The sequence below is a fragment of the Thiothrix sp. genome, assembly GCF_028714775.1.
Lineage (GTDB): Bacteria > Pseudomonadota > Gammaproteobacteria > Thiotrichales > Thiotrichaceae > Thiothrix.
Genome location: NZ_JAQTLS010000027.1, coordinates 18,403 through 34,616, shown reverse-complemented (window position 1 = coordinate 34,616; position 16,214 = coordinate 18,403). Strand labels below are relative to the sequence as shown.

16 protein-coding genes are annotated in these 16,214 nt (G+C 54.3%); 4 read left to right on the top strand and 12 right to left on the bottom strand.

Translation table 11 applies throughout. The features are described 5' to 3' along the window. Positions 1–6 precede the first annotated feature (6 nt). Entirely contained in the window at positions 7–684 is a 678-nt protein-coding gene (locus PHE17_RS18965) for a protein-L-isoaspartate(D-aspartate) O-methyltransferase (RefSeq protein WP_301017486.1), read from the bottom strand. Next, a complete protein-coding gene (gene surE, locus PHE17_RS18960) occupies positions 671–1,441 on the bottom strand; it encodes a 5'/3'-nucleotidase SurE (RefSeq protein ID WP_301017485.1) in 771 nt (256 codons plus the stop codon). The genes PHE17_RS18965 and surE overlap by 14 nt, the downstream gene beginning before the upstream one ends. Between surE and PHE17_RS18955 the strand changes: the two genes are divergently transcribed. Further along, positions 1,440–1,964, top strand: coding sequence for a Smr/MutS family protein (locus tag PHE17_RS18955; RefSeq protein WP_301017484.1), 525 nt, complete (start codon positions 1,440–1,442; stop codon positions 1,962–1,964). The two genes, surE and PHE17_RS18955, sit on opposite strands and share 2 nt — an antisense overlap. Here the strand turns inward: PHE17_RS18955 and PHE17_RS18950 are convergent. Together PHE17_RS18950 and rpiA are read right to left on the bottom strand one after the other, a co-directional pair. Continuing rightward, on the bottom strand, positions 1,943–3,997 hold the full coding sequence (locus PHE17_RS18950; RefSeq protein ID WP_301017483.1) for a choice-of-anchor U domain-containing protein: 2,055 nt from the start codon (positions 3,995–3,997) through the stop codon (positions 1,943–1,945). The genes PHE17_RS18955 and PHE17_RS18950 overlap by 22 nt on opposite strands. A 114-nt stretch (positions 3,998–4,111) precedes the next feature. Beyond that, on the bottom strand, positions 4,112–4,768 hold the full coding sequence (gene rpiA / locus PHE17_RS18945) for a ribose-5-phosphate isomerase RpiA (RefSeq protein WP_301017482.1): 657 nt from the start codon (positions 4,766–4,768) through the stop codon (positions 4,112–4,114). Positions 4,769–4,862: 94 nt separating this feature from the next. On the opposite strand from rpiA, the gene ilvA reads away from it, so the two are divergent. Beyond that, positions 4,863–6,377 (top strand): threonine ammonia-lyase, biosynthetic, encoded by a 1,515-nt coding sequence (ilvA, locus tag PHE17_RS18940; protein WP_301017481.1) that lies wholly within the window; start codon positions 4,863–4,865, stop codon positions 6,375–6,377. Between the two features lie 62 nt (positions 6,378–6,439). Further along, on the top strand, positions 6,440–9,397 hold the full coding sequence (locus PHE17_RS18935; RefSeq protein WP_301017480.1) for a zinc-dependent metalloprotease family protein: 2,958 nt from the start codon (positions 6,440–6,442) through the stop codon (positions 9,395–9,397). A 72-nt stretch (positions 9,398–9,469) separates the two neighbouring features. On the opposite strand, the gene PHE17_RS18930 is transcribed toward PHE17_RS18935, so the two are convergent. The 8 genes from PHE17_RS18930 to rsxC form a co-directional block, all read right to left on the bottom strand. Then, a complete protein-coding gene (locus tag PHE17_RS18930) occupies positions 9,470–9,850 on the bottom strand; it encodes a hypothetical protein (RefSeq protein ID WP_301017479.1) in 381 nt (126 codons plus the stop codon). Positions 9,851–9,852: 2 nt separating this feature from the next. Beyond that, positions 9,853–10,182, bottom strand: coding sequence for a (2Fe-2S) ferredoxin domain-containing protein (locus PHE17_RS18925; RefSeq protein WP_301017478.1), 330 nt, complete (start codon positions 10,180–10,182; stop codon positions 9,853–9,855). A 38-nt stretch (positions 10,183–10,220) separates the two neighbouring features. Beyond that, positions 10,221–11,453 (bottom strand): cation:proton antiporter, encoded by a 1,233-nt coding sequence (locus tag PHE17_RS18920; protein WP_301017477.1) that lies wholly within the window; start codon positions 11,451–11,453, stop codon positions 10,221–10,223. Positions 11,454–11,519: 66 nt separating this feature from the next. Next, positions 11,520–11,795, bottom strand: a complete 276-nt coding sequence (locus PHE17_RS18915) for an RnfH family protein (RefSeq protein WP_301017476.1) — start codon at positions 11,793–11,795, stop codon at positions 11,520–11,522. Further along, positions 11,792–12,430, bottom strand: a complete 639-nt coding sequence (locus PHE17_RS18910; RefSeq protein WP_301017475.1) for an electron transport complex subunit E — start codon at positions 12,428–12,430, stop codon at positions 11,792–11,794. Before PHE17_RS18910 ends, PHE17_RS18915 begins: the two co-directional genes overlap by 4 nt. Beyond that, on the bottom strand, positions 12,427–13,053 hold the full coding sequence (gene rsxG / locus PHE17_RS18905) for an electron transport complex subunit RsxG (RefSeq protein ID WP_301017474.1): 627 nt from the start codon (positions 13,051–13,053) through the stop codon (positions 12,427–12,429). Before rsxG ends, PHE17_RS18910 begins: the two co-directional genes overlap by 4 nt. Next, the gene (locus PHE17_RS18900; RefSeq protein WP_301017473.1) at positions 13,053–14,051 is read right to left on the bottom strand and encodes an RnfABCDGE type electron transport complex subunit D; all 999 of its coding nucleotides are present in this window, start codon (positions 14,049–14,051) and stop codon (positions 13,053–13,055) included. The genes rsxG and PHE17_RS18900 overlap by 1 nt, the downstream gene beginning before the upstream one ends. Next, entirely contained in the window at positions 14,048–15,556 is a 1,509-nt protein-coding gene (gene rsxC / locus PHE17_RS18895) for an electron transport complex subunit RsxC (protein ID WP_301017472.1), read from the bottom strand. The genes PHE17_RS18900 and rsxC overlap by 4 nt, the downstream gene beginning before the upstream one ends. A 258-nt stretch (positions 15,557–15,814) precedes the next feature. Between rsxC and PHE17_RS18890 the strand changes: the two genes are divergently transcribed. Beyond that, positions 15,815–16,213, top strand: coding sequence for a hypothetical protein (locus PHE17_RS18890; RefSeq protein ID WP_301017471.1), 399 nt, complete (start codon positions 15,815–15,817; stop codon positions 16,211–16,213). The last annotated feature ends 1 nt before the right edge of the window (position 16,214 follow it).

The window sequence follows — 16,214 nt, the reverse complement described above, 5'->3', positions numbered from 1 at the left end:
TTGCTTTTACTGGCGATCACTCACTAAGGGCACAAACAGCACGGGTTCGTGCGCTACTGTTTCATAACTGGATTCGCCGGTACGGGTAATCACGTTCAAGACCTGCGCCTGCATCTGTTTGCCCGTGGGGATGACTAAGCGCCCACCGATTGCCAATTGTTCCAGCAAGGCGGGGGGAATGGTTTCCGGCGCGGCGGTGGCAATAATGGCATCGAAAGGGGCTTCCCGTTCCAGGCCCCAACTGCCATCGCTCAGGAAGGTGCGGATGTTGCGGTATCCCAGATCGTAAAGCAAGGCGCGGGTAGCACGGTACAGCGGCTCAATACGTTCCACCGTAAACACGTCCTTCACCAGTGCTGCCAATACGGCGGCTTGATAGCCGGAACCTGTACCCACTTCCAGTACTTTGTTTGGTGGAGGATCGCCTGCCAGCAGCAATTCCGTCATGCGGGCAACGATGTAGGGCTGGGAAATGGTTTGCCCATGCCCAATTGGCAAGGCGGTGTCTTCATAGGAACGGGTTGCCAGCGCTTCATCGACAAACAGGTGGCGCGGAATCTTGCCCATCACCGCCAGCACCGCTTCGTTTTTGATGCCCCTTTCGCGCAAACGCCCTACCAGCCGGTCACGGGTGCGCTGGGAAGTCATGCCGATGCCTTGAATATCCAACTCACGCTTTGCCATCACATCCCTCCAACCAGCGGGCGGTTTCTGCCAATGCCCGGTGGCGGGTCATGTCGGAATGGATCGGGGTAATGGAAACGTAACCCGCTGCGACCGCATGGTAATCCGTGCCCTCCCCCGCATCCGCCGCTGCACCCGGTGGGCCAATCCAGAAAATGTCGCGTCCTCGTGGGTCAACTTCACGGATTACCGCTTCCGAACGGTGACGGCTACCCAAACGGGTCACACGGAAACCTTGTATCTGTTCCCACGGTATATCCGGCACATTCACATTCAGGATCATGCTGCCCCGGTCAGGATAGGCTTGCAGGTGCGGTAATAAATGCAACACCGCCTGCACCGCACTGGCGTAATGTGTGACAGGCAAATGGGTCGAATGAAATGCTGTGAGTGAAACTGCCAACGACGGGTAGCCTAAGAAACGCCCTTCCATCGCCGCCGCGACGGTTCCCGAATACAGCACATCATCGCCCAAATTAGCCCCAGCATTGATGCCAGAAATCACAATGTCCGGGTCTTGCGCGTACAATCCTAAGCCCAGATGGACGCAATCCGTCGGTGTGCCATTGACGCTGTAAAAATTTTCCGCACGCTGGGTCATGCGCAAGGGATTGCGCAACGTCAGGGAATTGCTCGCCCCACTGCAATCCTGATCGGGTGCGACTGTGGTAACATTGGACACTTCCATCAACGCTTCGCGCAACCGATTGATACCGGGGGCAAGAAAGCCATCGTCGTTACTGAGCAATATGTTCATGAGTATTGAAGACCGTGCATTATTCCGCGAATCTTTGCAGGACGTGACGCCGTTACGCCCCATCAACCACGTTGTGCATGATACCCCAAAACCGCCCGCGATTCCGCTCAAGACATTGGCAGACGAGCAACAAGTTATCCACGACATGCTTTCTGACGAATATGACCCGACCGAATTGCAACCGGGGGATATGCTCAGTTATTGCCGCCCCGGCATCCAATACAAAGTATTTCGTAAATTGCGCAGCGGGCAATACCGCGTTGCCAGCGAGTTGGACTTGCATGGGCTGAATGCGCGGCAGGCCAAGCAGATGTTGCTGCAATTCCTGCACGGGGCGCACATCGGAATTGGCGAATGTGTGCGCATTATCCACGGCAAGGGCAACCGTTCCGACCATCGCGGCCCGGTGATTAAAACCAAGACCGACCATTGGCTAAGGCAGCATGATCGGGTGCTGGCGTTCCACTCCGCACGGGTGGTGGATGGGGGGACAGGGGCGGTTTATGTGTTGTTGCGGCGGTAAGCTGGCAAACGCTTTCGCGCCCCCAGCAACAAGGCCAACATCAAACCGAATAGGGTGAAAAGGTCGGCGCTACCGCCGCCACCACCACCGCCGCCCCCACTACTTCCACCGCCGCCACCGCTGGAAACAGGGACAGCTACAGCTACTGGGTCAACAATGGTGCCATTGGCAACACCATCAGAATCGCCAGCACCGCCATCCGTAAGTGTCAGCGTGACTTGGTTTCCTAAAATCTGTGCCCCAAGAAATTCAACATAGCCACCACCACTCGTTATTTTATAGACTTTGCTGTTGGCAGGAATAGCAGAAGGGAATGTAAGAGTGACCGTAATGGTTGCACCAAAAGGAGCCACACTCACTCTGTATTGAATCACCCCATCAGGAAACGTATAGCTCGTACTGGCAGGTTTGCCAGTGCTAGGCAAACTAGAATCCGAGTCTGGCAAAACCGTAACACCCATCAGATTACTCGGTGCAGTAATGGTTATCTTCCCTCCCTGTAAGTCAGCAGGTGTTGCCACTTTGGGATCATTGCCGGGATCATCGTTAATATCAGCTACTCCGTCACCATCTGCATCGCTGATAGGAACGGAACCTGACAGGAAATATTGCCCAATGCTTCCGTAATCGGAATATGGCGACGTTGCGTTACCAACACCTTCCACGAACAGGTAATACCTACCCGCCGCCAAAGTTGTAGCGATTTCCGCGTGAGTATCATCAGTTGGATCGACTGTACTGACCACATTGCCCAACGAATTCTTCAGGGTCAACTGAACATCCAAATTACCACCCCGCATGTTTGCACTTTCACGCAACGGGGTTGCCTTCAATGTTGTACTGCCACCGATAGTATCGAAATAAAATACATCGACATCAGTTCGAGACTGAATAATTCCCTTGTTAGATGCTTGAGAATTGCCCGCATCTGTTTCTGGCGTAGTAGAAACAATATTTCCAACATCTGTAAATGTGATCATACTTGCCCCAGAAGCGGCATCACTATGATCATCACTCCGTACCGTTAAACGGGCAGTAATATTGGCTATATCATCCTGTGATGAATTATTCGCCCCAGTATACTCCCCCTTACTCCACTGAGAAACATGCCTATCGTACCCTGTCCCCATAATAGGCCCCCAACTAACAAAACCTGATCCATGCCCATCATAATACCCCGAAGAAGACGTACCATGATGCCCTAGCGAAAGGTTATGACCTAACTCGTGGGAAGCCGCCTCTGTCACGTAGTCGCTCCGACCACCACCTAAGTTATTGTAATATACCAGTGCTGGGGAATAAGTGGCATAATTCGCCTTGCCCCATACATCGACATACGCTACTCCACCTGCCGTACTGGCAGGCATTGCCACACCACCGGCATCGGTATTTTTGGTGATGAGTATCCGCCCGGTATTAGTGGTAAAAGATGCTGGTTCTTGAGTAGTGACATCAATATCGAAAGGGGCATAATCCTCTGCCACTCGCCGCCAAATACTGGCGATACTCGCCAATTCAGCCGCGCTAAAGCTTGCCGCATTACCATTGGTGTCATACGCTAATGCGTTATAGGTTATGACTCCAGAACTGGAGTTCCAAGCAGTGCCCGTAATCACATGCCCATTAAAGTCCAAATAGACGACTTTGCTAGAGCCGGGCTTACTGTGCAAAGCGAATGCCTCAGCTTCTGTGATTTGGGCAACTGAAGGCGTTTGGGCAATAGCAGCCTCTTCGTATTGTTCCGGGACGGTAAAATGGTCTTCAATGTAAACCGCACCGGAAGCATCCACATGAAGGAAAGGAATGTCAGCACTGGAGAAAGCGACCCGCCCCAACGTATCCAGTGCCCTTTGTTGAGCTGGCGCAGGCAGCGTTTGAAGTTCAAAATTAAGTGCACTAGCGGGAAAGCTCGCAGCCTGCAAGACATCGCTCCATGCCCATTGGGGTACAAATAGCGACAAGGCAAACCCTGTACTAACTACAAATTTGGTGAGGCAGCGCGAAAACATAAAACCATCTCCTACTGAAACCATTGCTACCGTAGAGACTCTGCCCGTAACAGGGCAGAGAAAAAGAAACCGTATCACCGAAATGATACTCTCAGCAAAAGGCAGGCACAAATTCGACCACGCTAGCAGGCAAAAGTTCTACACTAGCGTCTGCACCCCACCAACTCCCGCCAAAATCAACACATCCGCCGGACGGATCGCAAACAACCCGTTAGTAACAACCCCCGGAATCTGGTTAATCAGGTTTTCCATCTCCACCGGATTCAGGATAGTCAGGTTATGCACGTCAAGAATGATATTGCCGTTGTCGGTGGTAAAACCTTCGCGCAGCACGGGTGTGCCGCCCATTGCCACCATTTTCCGCGCGACCAGTGAACGCGCCATCGGGATCACTTCGATCGGCAGGGGGAATTTGCCCAGCGTGCGTACCAGTTTGGAATCGTCAGCGATGCACACGAACTTGTCGCTTGCACCCGCCACAATTTTCTCACGGGTCAGTGCGCCGCCACCGCCTTTGATCAAATGCAGGAATTCGGTGGATTCATCCGCGCCATCCACGTACAACGACAATTGCCCCGCTTCGTTCAAATCCAGCACACGGATGCCGTGACCGCGCAGGCGATCCGCACTGGCAATGGAACTGGCAACGGTTGCGTCAATTTTGCCTTTGATTCCTGCCAGCAAGTCGATGAAATGGTTGGCGGTGGAACCCGTACCAATCCCCACGACCATGCCCGGTTCAACGAAAGCTAATGCGGCTTCTGCTGCCGCTTTTTTCATAGCATCTTGGCTCATAAATCTTTCCTGTGATGTTGCAAAAATCTTTTTCAAGCCCGAGTTTGCAATATACTAACCGCCACGTAAAGGCACAGCCGCAAAAGTTGGAATTATGAGCAAATCCCTGATCGAACGTATCCTCACCGCCCGCGTCTATGATGTGGCTATCGAAACCGCACTGGATCGGGCGCGTAGCCTGAGCACACGCTTGGGCAATGAAATCTTCCTCAAACGCGAAGATTTACAGCCAGTGTTTTCCTTCAAACTGCGCGGCGCATTCAACCGCATGTTCCTGCTCACCCCCGAAGAACGCACCCGTGGCGTGGTCGCGGCATCGGCAGGCAACCATGCGCAAGGGGTGGCATTGTCCGGTTCCAAACTCGGCATTGCCACCACCATCGTCATGCCCAAAACCACCCCGGAAATCAAAATCCGCGCAGTGGAAGCCTTCGGCGGCAAAGCGGTATTGCACGGCAGCTCCTACGATGAGGCTTACGCCCACGCCCGCGAGTTGGAAAAAGAACAGGGCATGACCTTCGTGCACCCCTTCGACGACCTCGACGTGATCGCCGGGCAAGGCACAATCGGCATGGAAATCGTGCGCCAGCACCCCGACCCAATTGACGCGATTTTCCTGTGCGTGGGCGGCGGCGGCTTGGTCGCGGGGGTTGGTAGTTACCTCAAATACCTCTATCCCGACACTAAGATCATCGGCGTGGAACACGAGGAAGCGCCCACGCTTTACACCTCGCTAGCAGCAGGCGAACGCGTACAACTGGCGCAAGTCGGCACATTCGCCGATGGCGCTGCCGTGAAACTGATTGGCGAAAAGACCTTCGAGATCGCCCGCAACATAGTCGACGAAGTGATCTTAGTCAGCACCGACGAAACCTGCGCGGCAATCAAAGACGTATTTGAAGACACCCGCACCCTGCTGGAACCCGCAGGCGCATTGTCAGTCGCGGGCATGAAAAAATACGTCGCCGAACACCAACTGCAAGGCAAACACCTGATCGCCATTGCCAGCGGCGCGAACATCAACTTCGACCGCTTACGCCACGTCGCCGAACGCGCCGAATTGGGCGAAGGCCGCGAAATGTTGCTGGCGGTAACGATCCCGGAACGCCCCGGCAGTTTCCGCGAATTCTGCCATGCCATCAGCAACCGCCCAATCACCGAGTTCAACTACCGTTACGCCGATGCCCGCGATGCGCAAGTGTTCGCCGGGGTAAAAATTTCCGGCGGACGGCAAGAACGCGAAACTCTGCTGCATAACTTACGAGCCAAAGGCTATTCAGTTACTGATCTAACCGACAATGAAGTGGCGAAAATCCATCTGCGTTACATGGTCGGCGGGCACTCCAACGGAGCACAGGATGAAGTGCTGTACCGTTTCATGTTCCCGGAGCGCCCCGGTGCGTTGCTGCATTTCCTCACTAGCATGAGTGCGGGGTGGAATATCAGCTTATTCCACTACCGTAACCACGGCTCCGATTTTGGGCGGGTATTGGTGGGGATTCAGGTGTCGCCGCAAGAACGCGGCGGGTTTAACTGCTTCCTACGTGACCTTGGGTACGAATATTGGGATGAGACGGAGAATCCGGCGTATCAGCGGTTTTTGGGATAGAACAAAAAATATTCGGCGCGTACAATAAGCCCAGTTAATCAAAAAACGAGGGAGATTGATGTATGAGTGCCATGATCCACAAGCATAAGGTGGGCAGGTCGCTGCTCATCGGTGTTCTCAGTGCGGTACTGTTATCCAGTTCCGTTACCGCTGCCCCCAATGGTCAAGGGTTCCGCCCGAAAGTGTTCAGGAGCGGGAGTGCTTTCCAACTCACCGATTTGCCGGACGGCAATTTCCGCCAACGTTTACACGGATTACCTGCCCAAGCCCAACAACGGGCGATGAACCACTTGCACCGCTTCACGTTTACTGAGCGCGACCTCCCGCATTTGCGCTCAGACAACGCGGGTGACATCTATTACGCCGATACATTCCTCCCTACACCAACACAACAAGGTGCTACCGTAGCTGCTAGCCCAAGCACCCAAGCCATTACTGCCACTGAAGCGTTTGCCCTGCACAGCAAACCCGGCTCCAGCAAAGTGGTGTACCTTGACTTTAACGGGCACGCAATCACCGGAACGGCGTGGAACAGCGGCGCAACAGCAACATTCAACGCGCTGCCTTACGATCTGGACGGGAACAGCGCATCGTTCAGCGCCGCAGAACTTTCCAGCATTGCGGAAGTGTGGCGACGGATTGCAGAAGACTACGCGCCTTTTGACGTTGATATTACTACCCAAGAACCCGTTTCTTTCACCGCCAATACCGGGCGGGTACTCATCACCAAGAACACTGATGCAAACAGTGTCGCTATGCCTGCCAGCACTGCGGGCGGCGTTGCCTATGTCAATGTCTGGGGGGCAAGCTATTACAGCTATTACTCACCCGCATTGGTTTACTACAACAACCTCGGCGGCGGACGCGCCGACTACGTAGCCGAAGCTGCCTCGCACGAATTAGGTCATAACCTTGGTTTATCCCACGATGCCACCAGCACCACTGGCTATTTCGGTGGGATGGGTTCCGGCTACATCAGTTGGGGACCAATTATGGGGACTGGCTATAACCGCAATGTGTCGCAGTGGAGCAAAGGTGAATACACCGATGCCAGTAACACCGAAGACGACGTTACCCTTATTGCCACCAAGTTGACCACCCGCGCAGATGAGCACAGCAATACCAGCAGCGGCGCGACCGCCATTGTCGCCGATGCGGCTGGCACAATTACCTCAACCACACCTGCCACCGACCCAAACAATGCTACCACGGCAAATAAAGGGGTCATCCAATCCAGCACGGATGTGGACACTTTCTATTTCGACACATCGGGTGGCAACGTAACCTTAAAAGCCACCCCTGCATGGCAAGCCAGCAACACCCGTGGGGCAGACCTTGACATTCACACCGCGTTACGCGACAGCAATGGCAGCTTAGTCATTGAAAATGACAAAACTGACGATACGGATGCGGTGATTACAACAAGCCTCTTAGCGGGGCGCTATTACCTGTCCGTGGAAGGCGTCGGCAACTTGACCACCCCTTACTCTGATTACGGTAGCTTGGGGCAATTTTTCCTCTCTGGCTCCATTCCGGTAGCTACTGCCCAAACCCAAACCATCAGTTTTGGTGCACTGGCAAGCAAAACCTTGGGTACGGCAGATTTCGCAGTCAGTGCCACCGCCAGCTCTGGATTACCTGTCAGTTTCAGCAGCCAAACCCCTAGCGTATGCAGTGTGAGCAGCAGTACGGTACATTTGGTGGCAGCGGGAACGTGTACTATCCGCGCCAGCCAAGCGGGGAACAGCACCTATAGCTCCGCGCCTAACGTCGACCAAAGCTTTACTGTCAGCCCAGTCGCTACGCCAGTAAAACTGACTGTCATTAAATCTGGTTCAGGAACCGTCAACAGCACGCCAACAGGCATCACCTGTGGTTCAGACTGCACGGAAAACTATAGCCCAGGCATAGATGTGACATTAAGTGCCACGCCAGCAGCAGGTTATGTTTTCACTGGATGGAGTGGTGCTTGCACAGGTATGAGTTGTACCGTAACAATGGATGCAGCCAAGACCGTGACGGCAAACTTCACCAAAGCTTACACGCTGACAGTCAAGAACGCAGGTAACGGCACTGTCACTAGTTTACCCACTGGAATCAGTTGTGGCTCAGATTGCACCGAAACCTACAACACTGGCACAAGCGTAACACTGACCGCCCAAGCGAACCCGAATGCACGTTTCATAAGCTGGTCGGGATGTACCATCGTTAGCAACAATGTCTGCACCGTCAGCATGACAGCAGCCAAGTCTGTTACCGCCACCTTCAAGCAGCTTTTCACACTCAATGTCAGCAAAACAGGCAATGGCTCCGGTAAAGTGACTGGCACTGGCATCACCTGTGACACGTCAGCAGCACCAGACTGCACAGAGGATTACCTCAGTGGTGCAAGTACCAAACTTACCGCCACACCGGATGCAGGCCATAAGTTTACTGGCTGGACTGGTTGCACCAGTACTACCAGTAGCTGTGCCGTCGTCATGAGTGAAGCCAAAAACGTCACTGCTAATTTCGACTACATCACCTTCAACCTTACCGCCAACAAAGTAGGTAATGGCACAGTCAGCAGCACACCAGCAGGCATCACATGCGGGGCTAACTGCACCACTGCCGCCTACGCTTACCGCACAGGAACACCTGTTACCCTCACGGCAATACCGGATGCAGGTTACAAGTTCACGGGATGGACAGGTTGCAGCAGCGTTAGTAGCAATATTTGTACCGCAAATATGACGGCGACTAAAACCGTTACCGCAACCTTCAAGCCACTGTACACACTCACTGTCAGCAAGGCAGGCAATGGTCTCGGTAAAGTGACTGGCACTGGCATCACCTGTGATACATCAGCAACCCCAGACTGTACCGAAGACTACACCAGTGGAACCACCGTAACACTTTCAGCCAAAGCCAATACGGGTTCAAGGTTTACAGGATGGTCAGGAATTTGTGCGGGAATAACGACTTGCAAAGTATCCATGTCGGCTGCACAAGCCGTAACAGCGAACTTCACTTCCCCATAGTGAATTTTTGCTGAGTTTATTGCTTCCCGACCTACATTGCGCGGTCGGGATGTAGGCGGGAACAGAAGAAGCTCACTCCCCCAATGCAGGCAACAAACGCGGGTCGCCCTTGATGTCGTCGCCTCTGCCCCACACCGTCACCGCTTCCACAAACCACTTGCGCTTGCTCGGGTGCGGCTGCAACACGTCGTATTCGGCAAAGAACGTTTCATCCGCATGGAACAGCAGCATCCCCGTCTTGTAGCCGCTGGTCGGATGCGTCCACACCCCTACCAACGAATCCAGCCCCGAAAAGGTGTCGCGTTGTAGGCTGTATTGCACATGGCTACCCAACGTCACATCGGCGCGTTCCGGCGGGAAACCCAGTTTGAGAATTTGCCGGTTGAGTTCCTGACAGATCACATCGGCTTGTGCCGCATTCTGGAGGATTTTCTCTGCCAAATGATCATTCATGCTTAACCCCAATGCTCGGCTGGCATCAGCAAACTTTCCACTGGCTTGCCACCGACCAGATGTTGCTCAATCACAGTAGAAATATCCGCTTGCGTAATGCCGCGATACATCACCCCTTCCGGGTACACCAGCACGCTGACGCCTTGGTTGCACGGCCCCATGCAGCCAGTGGACGTGACCTGCACCTTGTTGAACAACCCACGCTGATCCAGTTCCATGCTGAACGCAGCGAACACCGAAAAGGCATCCCGATCAGCACCGCATGAACCGCGAGGATGCCCCTGCGGGCGTTGCTGGGTGCAAATGAAAACGTGTTTTTCGGGTTTTGCCATGTGGCTATTCTCCAATTACCTGAGCATCAGCTAGGATTTTATTCCAAAAGCCCCAATTTCCCGGCGAGCCACTTGGTGGTCGTCGCCTGAATCAGGATCGTCATCAGAATGGCAATAAAAGTAACAGAGGCAATGATTTCCGCCCCCGGTGCTTTCATTCCCACCAACATGCCTGCCAATGCGCCCGGAATGACCCCGGTTTCACGAGTCCAGCACATGAACAACAATTCCTTCATGTCCCACTTAGCCCTACGATCAGGCAAAGCACACAAGAAAACAGTCGCAGGGCGAGCGATAAACATGAAAATCACCACCACCAACGCACCGCCAACCAGATACTGGTTCATCAGTGCGAAATCCACTTGCGCCCCCAAGAGGATGAAAATGAACATGCGCATGATCAGCGCAGTGGTCAGGATGTAATCTTCCAGCTTTTCAGCCTCACGCTCTTCCATCTGGAAACCGAAAATATCTTTGTTGCCCAGCATAATACCGAACACAAAAACCGCCATGAAACCGGAGGCATGAGCACCATCCGCCCCCATATACGCCCCGATAACCGCCATTAAACTCACAAGCGGCGCGTATTCTGAGAGGAAATTCATTTTCTCGTGCGCAATCAACAGTGCTGCCAAATAGCCCAGCACCCCGCCAACCACGATCCCCAGCACGGACTGCCACAGCAAATCACCAACTGCATGACTGAGGGAGAATTCACCCTGCCCCATTGCCACACCCAACACCGCGAAGGTCACAATTGCGCCCATCGCATCGTTGAAAGCGGATTCACTCATCACCGTTTGCGCCACCCGATCTTTGATTTTGACCTGACGGAACACCGGAACCAGCGTAGCAGGGTCAGTGGAAGCAACCGTTGCCCCTAGCAGCAAGGCCACAATCGGCGCAAGCCCCAAAATGTAGTACGCCGCCACGCCGGTAATCGCCGCCGTGATCAGTACCCCGACCGTGGCAATCACCACCAGCGTGATCCACACTTCTTTCAATACCTTGAGGCGGATCGAAGCACCACCATCAAACAGGATGTAGCACGAACCGAAAATCAAGATAAGCTGGTTCAGGGTTGAATCGGCCTTGATGTCCACCAGACCCAGCATTGCAGGCCCCATACACATCCCCACCAACAGAAACACGACCACATCAGGCACTTTCAACTTGTTGGCAACAATACTGAAAAATGTCCCAACCCCCAGTATCAAACCAAACGACAACAGGATATGTTTGGCGAGTTCAATCGCCGATGATGATTCCATAATATTTCCACCAAAGTTTAAATCGAGCGGTTACACCAACCGAGCAATACAAAAATATTCACCACATTAATCACTGTCATCTGCCCTGTCCCTCCGTTCCACCGTTTCCGGGTCGGCGGTAATCGCACGATAGATTTCCACCCGGTCGCCCTCTCCCACCTTGGCATCCAGCTTGGTGATCTTGCCAAAAATACCCACTGCCTGATTTTCCAAGTCCACATCCGGGAACTGTTTCAGTAAGCCAGAAAACTCAATGGCTTCCTGCACCGTGCTGCCATCCGGCACTTCCAGTTTCAGCCACGTTTGTTTGAATTTATCGGCGTAAGCGATACCCACGTTCATGCTTTCCTCCTGTCCCATACCCGCTTGCTTGCCAGCAGGAAACCCAGCGCAATAAACCCGCCCGGCGGCAAAATCATCAACAAGAACCCTTTGTAACCGGGGATAATGGTCAGTTCCATGAAGGAAAACGCCTTGCCCAGCAGCAACGAAGCACTGGCAAACAGCGTGCCGCTGCCTAGCACTTCGCGCACCCCGCCAAGGATCACCAAGGCCAGCGTAAACCCCAGCCCCATCATCAACCCGTCAAACATCGACGGCAACGGCGTATTTTTGGAAGCAAACGATTCCGCCCGTCCCAAAATCGCGCAGTTGACCACGATCAGTGCGATGAACAAGCCCAACACCTTGTAAAGCTCATGCACCCACGCATTCAGCGCCATATCCACCAGCGTCACCAGCGTGGCAATCAGAGTGATGTAAACCGGAATCCGCACTGCCGGACTGACGATATTGCGTACCGATGACACCAGCAGGTTGGAAACCACCAAAACGGCAGTGGTTGCCAGCCCCATCCCCAAGCCATTGGTGGCTGTACTGGTAACAGCCAGCGTCGGGCACAGTGCCAGCCCTTGCGCAAACACCACGTTGTTGTCCCACAAGCCATCGCTGGCAAGCCGTTTATAGTCAGTACTCATGGTTTCATCTCCAGCATCTCGGCTTTGTGCGCCGCGAAAAATTGCAGGGCTTCGCGCAAACTCTTCACCACCCCACGCGGGGTAATGGTTGCACCGCTGAACTGATCAAATTGGCCACCATCCTTTTTCACCTTCCACTGGTCTTCGGGCGGATTGCCCAAGGAGAGACCCGTGAATTTGGTAATCCAGTCGGTCTTGGCGGCTTCGATCTTGTCGCCCAAGCCCGGTGTTTCCTTGTGCGACAACACCCGCGTACCAAGGATTTTTCCGTCCGGGTCGAGCGCGATAATGGTGCGGATTTCCCCGGCGTAGCCGAAGCCGACGGTTTCCCACACCAGCGCGGTGACTTTGCCCACCTTCGTACCTTGGTAAACCTTGAGTGGTTTGCCATCCGCGCCTGTCAGCAACAACGGCTTTGCTACCATATTGTTGTCGTGCAGCTCATTCGGTACGACTTGCGCCAGTGACACTTGCAGGTCTTCCATCTTGCGTTGGGCAATTGGTTCGCGGGTGGCATTATCCACCCCCAGCAACAGGCCAGCGGCAATCGCGGCGCATACACCCAGCAGAATGGTCTGATAAGGGACGCGCTCCAGCAATGGCGTTTTGGTTTCAGTCGTCATTATTTGCCCTCCTCGCTGGCGTAGTTGAGCGGTTCGCCCTTGCGGTCACGTCCGTAAATGCGCGGGCGGAAATAGTGGTCAATCAGCGGCGTGAGCGCATTCATCAGCAACACCGCAAACGCCATGCCTTCCGGGTAGCCTGCCCACGTGCGGATCACGTACACCAGCAGCCCGCAGCCCGCGCCGAACACCAGTTGCCCAGTGGGTGAAACGGGTGACGTAACCAGATCGGTAGCGATGAAAAATGCGCCCAGCAAGGTTGCGCCCGCCAGTAGATGTACTTCCATGCCGGGATAAACTTCCGGGCTAATTGCGTGCATGATCCCCGCCAGCAACAGTAACGTGCCAATCATCGAGACCGGGATATGCCAAGTAATGATGTGTTTCCACAGCAGGAACAAACCGCCGAGCAACAGCAATACCGCCGAGGTTTCGCCCATGCTGCCGCCGATCATCCCCAGCCCCATGTCGCTGACACTGGGCAAACTGTCGGCAAGGCTCGACAAGGTATGCCCCTGCCCGGTTTCAGTACGGATATGCCCCAAGGGGGTTGCGCCACTCACACCATCGGCTGTCACCCAAGTAGTCATTTCCAGCGGGAAGGAAATCAGCAACGCCACCCGCGCCACCATTGCCGGGTTGAACAGGTTTTGCCCGATGCCGCCGAACACTTGCTTACCGACAATGATCGCCAGAAACGCACCGAGTACCCCGATCCACCACGGGGCGGACGGCGGCAAACTCATTGCCAGCAACCAGCCAGTGAGGATGGCGGAACCGTCAAACAGGTATTTGCCAATCGGTTTACCCATGATTTTCAGCGCAATGGCTTCCGCCAGCAGGCAGGACAAAACGGTAATTAGGAACAGGCTGATGGCAGGCCAGCCAAACAGGTACAGGCCAAAAACCGTGGCGGGGGCAAGTGCGAGCATCACCCAGAGCATGGTGAGTTGTACGCTCTTGCCGGAATGGGTGTGCGGGCTGCTGATCATGCTCATGCGTTGGCCTCCTGTGCTTGTTTGGCGGCTGCGGCGGCCTTTTTGGCGGCGGCCTCACGTTTACGGCGTTCCATCATTTCCTTTTTCGCCCGTTCGAGTGCTTCCATGCGGGCGGCACGTTGTTCAATCAGGCGTTTGGTTTCGTCCTGCTTGTGCTTGGCGCGTTGGCGGTTAGCAAGTTCGCCCTTGGCGTAGTTGAAATATTGCACCAACGGGATGTGCGCGGGGCAAACGTAGGAACACGAACCGCAAGCGATGCAGTCCATCAACCCCAGCTTCGTTACCGCATCGAGGTTGCCAGCGCGGGCATTGGCTGCCATTTCCAGCGGTAACAACCCGCAGGGGCAGGCTTGCACACAACTGGCGCAGCGGATGCAGGGCGATTCCTGATTTTCGGAAACTTCTTTGGTGGTGAGGGCAAGGATGCCATTGCAACCCTTGACGGTCGGCACGCGGGTATCGGGCAGTACATTGCCCATCATCGGGCCGCCGCTAATCAAACGGGTGGGTTCGACATTGAAACCTTCGCAATAGTCGATCACGTCCTGCACTTTGGTTCCCAGCAGTACCCGCAGGTTGCGCGGTTTGTGGATTGCCCCACCGGAAACCGTCATCACGCGGGATACCAGCGGCTTACCTTCGCGCAAGGCATCGCGCACTGCCAACGCGGTTGCCGGGTTATGCACCACGATGCCGATGTCAGCGGTAAGGCCACGCGCCGGGGTTTCCTTGCCGGTGAGGGTTTGCACCAGATGCTTTTCCGAACCCATCGGGTAGCGCATCGGTAAGCCGACCACTTGGATATTGGGGAAAGCGGTAGCAGCTTCGCGCATCGCGGCTTGCGCTTCGGGCTTGTTGTTTTCGATACCGATGACGATATTTTCCACCCCCAGCGCGTAGGCCATGATGCGGATGCCGTCGATGGTATTCGCGGAATATTCGCGCATCAGGCGGTCATCGCAAGTCAGGTAGGGTTCGCATTCCGCGCCATTGATCACCAGCGTGTGTAGCTTGTAGCGGTTGCGCAGGTTAAGTTTGACGGCGGAGGGGAAGGTTGCGCCGCCTAACCCAACGATGCCAGCGGCGGCTACACGGGTGGCGATTTCGGCAGGGTCGAGGGTGAACGGGTCAGCGGGTGGATTGAGAGCTATCCACTCATCTTTGCCGTCGGGTTGCAGGGTGATGGTGTGTACCGACAGGCCGGAAGCGTGGTGCGCGGGGTAATGCCCTACCCCGACCACGCGCCCGGAAGTCGGGGCATGGACAGGTGCGGAAATCATCCCTTGGCTGTTGGCAAGCAATTGACCTTTGAGGACGTGATCGCCGCGCTGCACCGCCGGTTTCGCTGCCGCACCGATGTGCTGTTGCAGCGGGATGTGCAGCAGTGCAGGCATCGGCAGGTCTTCAATCGCCTGATTCGCGCTCAGGGTCTTGCAATCGTGCGGGTGTACGCCGCCCCGGATACGGAACAGCTTGGTGATCTTGTGGGTGGAGAGGTATCCCATGACATTTTCCCGGAAATGACTATGGGATGGGTAATGCAGGGAATGTGCCAGCTTGCGCACACTTACCTATGTGCATGAATCAGTTGGCTTTTGACAAATTCTCTTATTGGTTTCGTTTGCAACAAAGCAGAGGGCATGTAAGGTTTACTACATATCCCTACCCAACCGTTCAGCGATAAGGCTTTCCCTATTTGTCACTCGTGCTTTGCTATACTTGCTTAAAATCACATCTCAACTGGGCTATCTTCGAGGTACAGTATGTCCAACATCCGTTTTATTGTCCAAGGCTCGCCAGACACCGCAGCCGATACCGCTTATGAACTTCAGCAATACCTAGAAACTGCATGGCAAGTGCAGGTAGAGGCGACACCTGCCAATACATCAGCCTTGAATGCCACCGATGCGAACAGTAGAGGTATCGAATTTAGTTCTGATTTCAGCCAAATTCTATTGATGCTCTCTGGTATCAAACTAGCAATAGATTCTGCTCATGGCTTGCTCGAGACCAGAAAGAAATTGGAAGAGTTAGTTGCTTGGGCAACATCTATCCTGACTCGTGATCACGAATACATCTGGCTGGAAGTCAACGGCATCCCCTATCCGGTCAAAGCCGAAAATCTGGATGACATCATCAAAGCCATGCAAGTACAGGAATAAT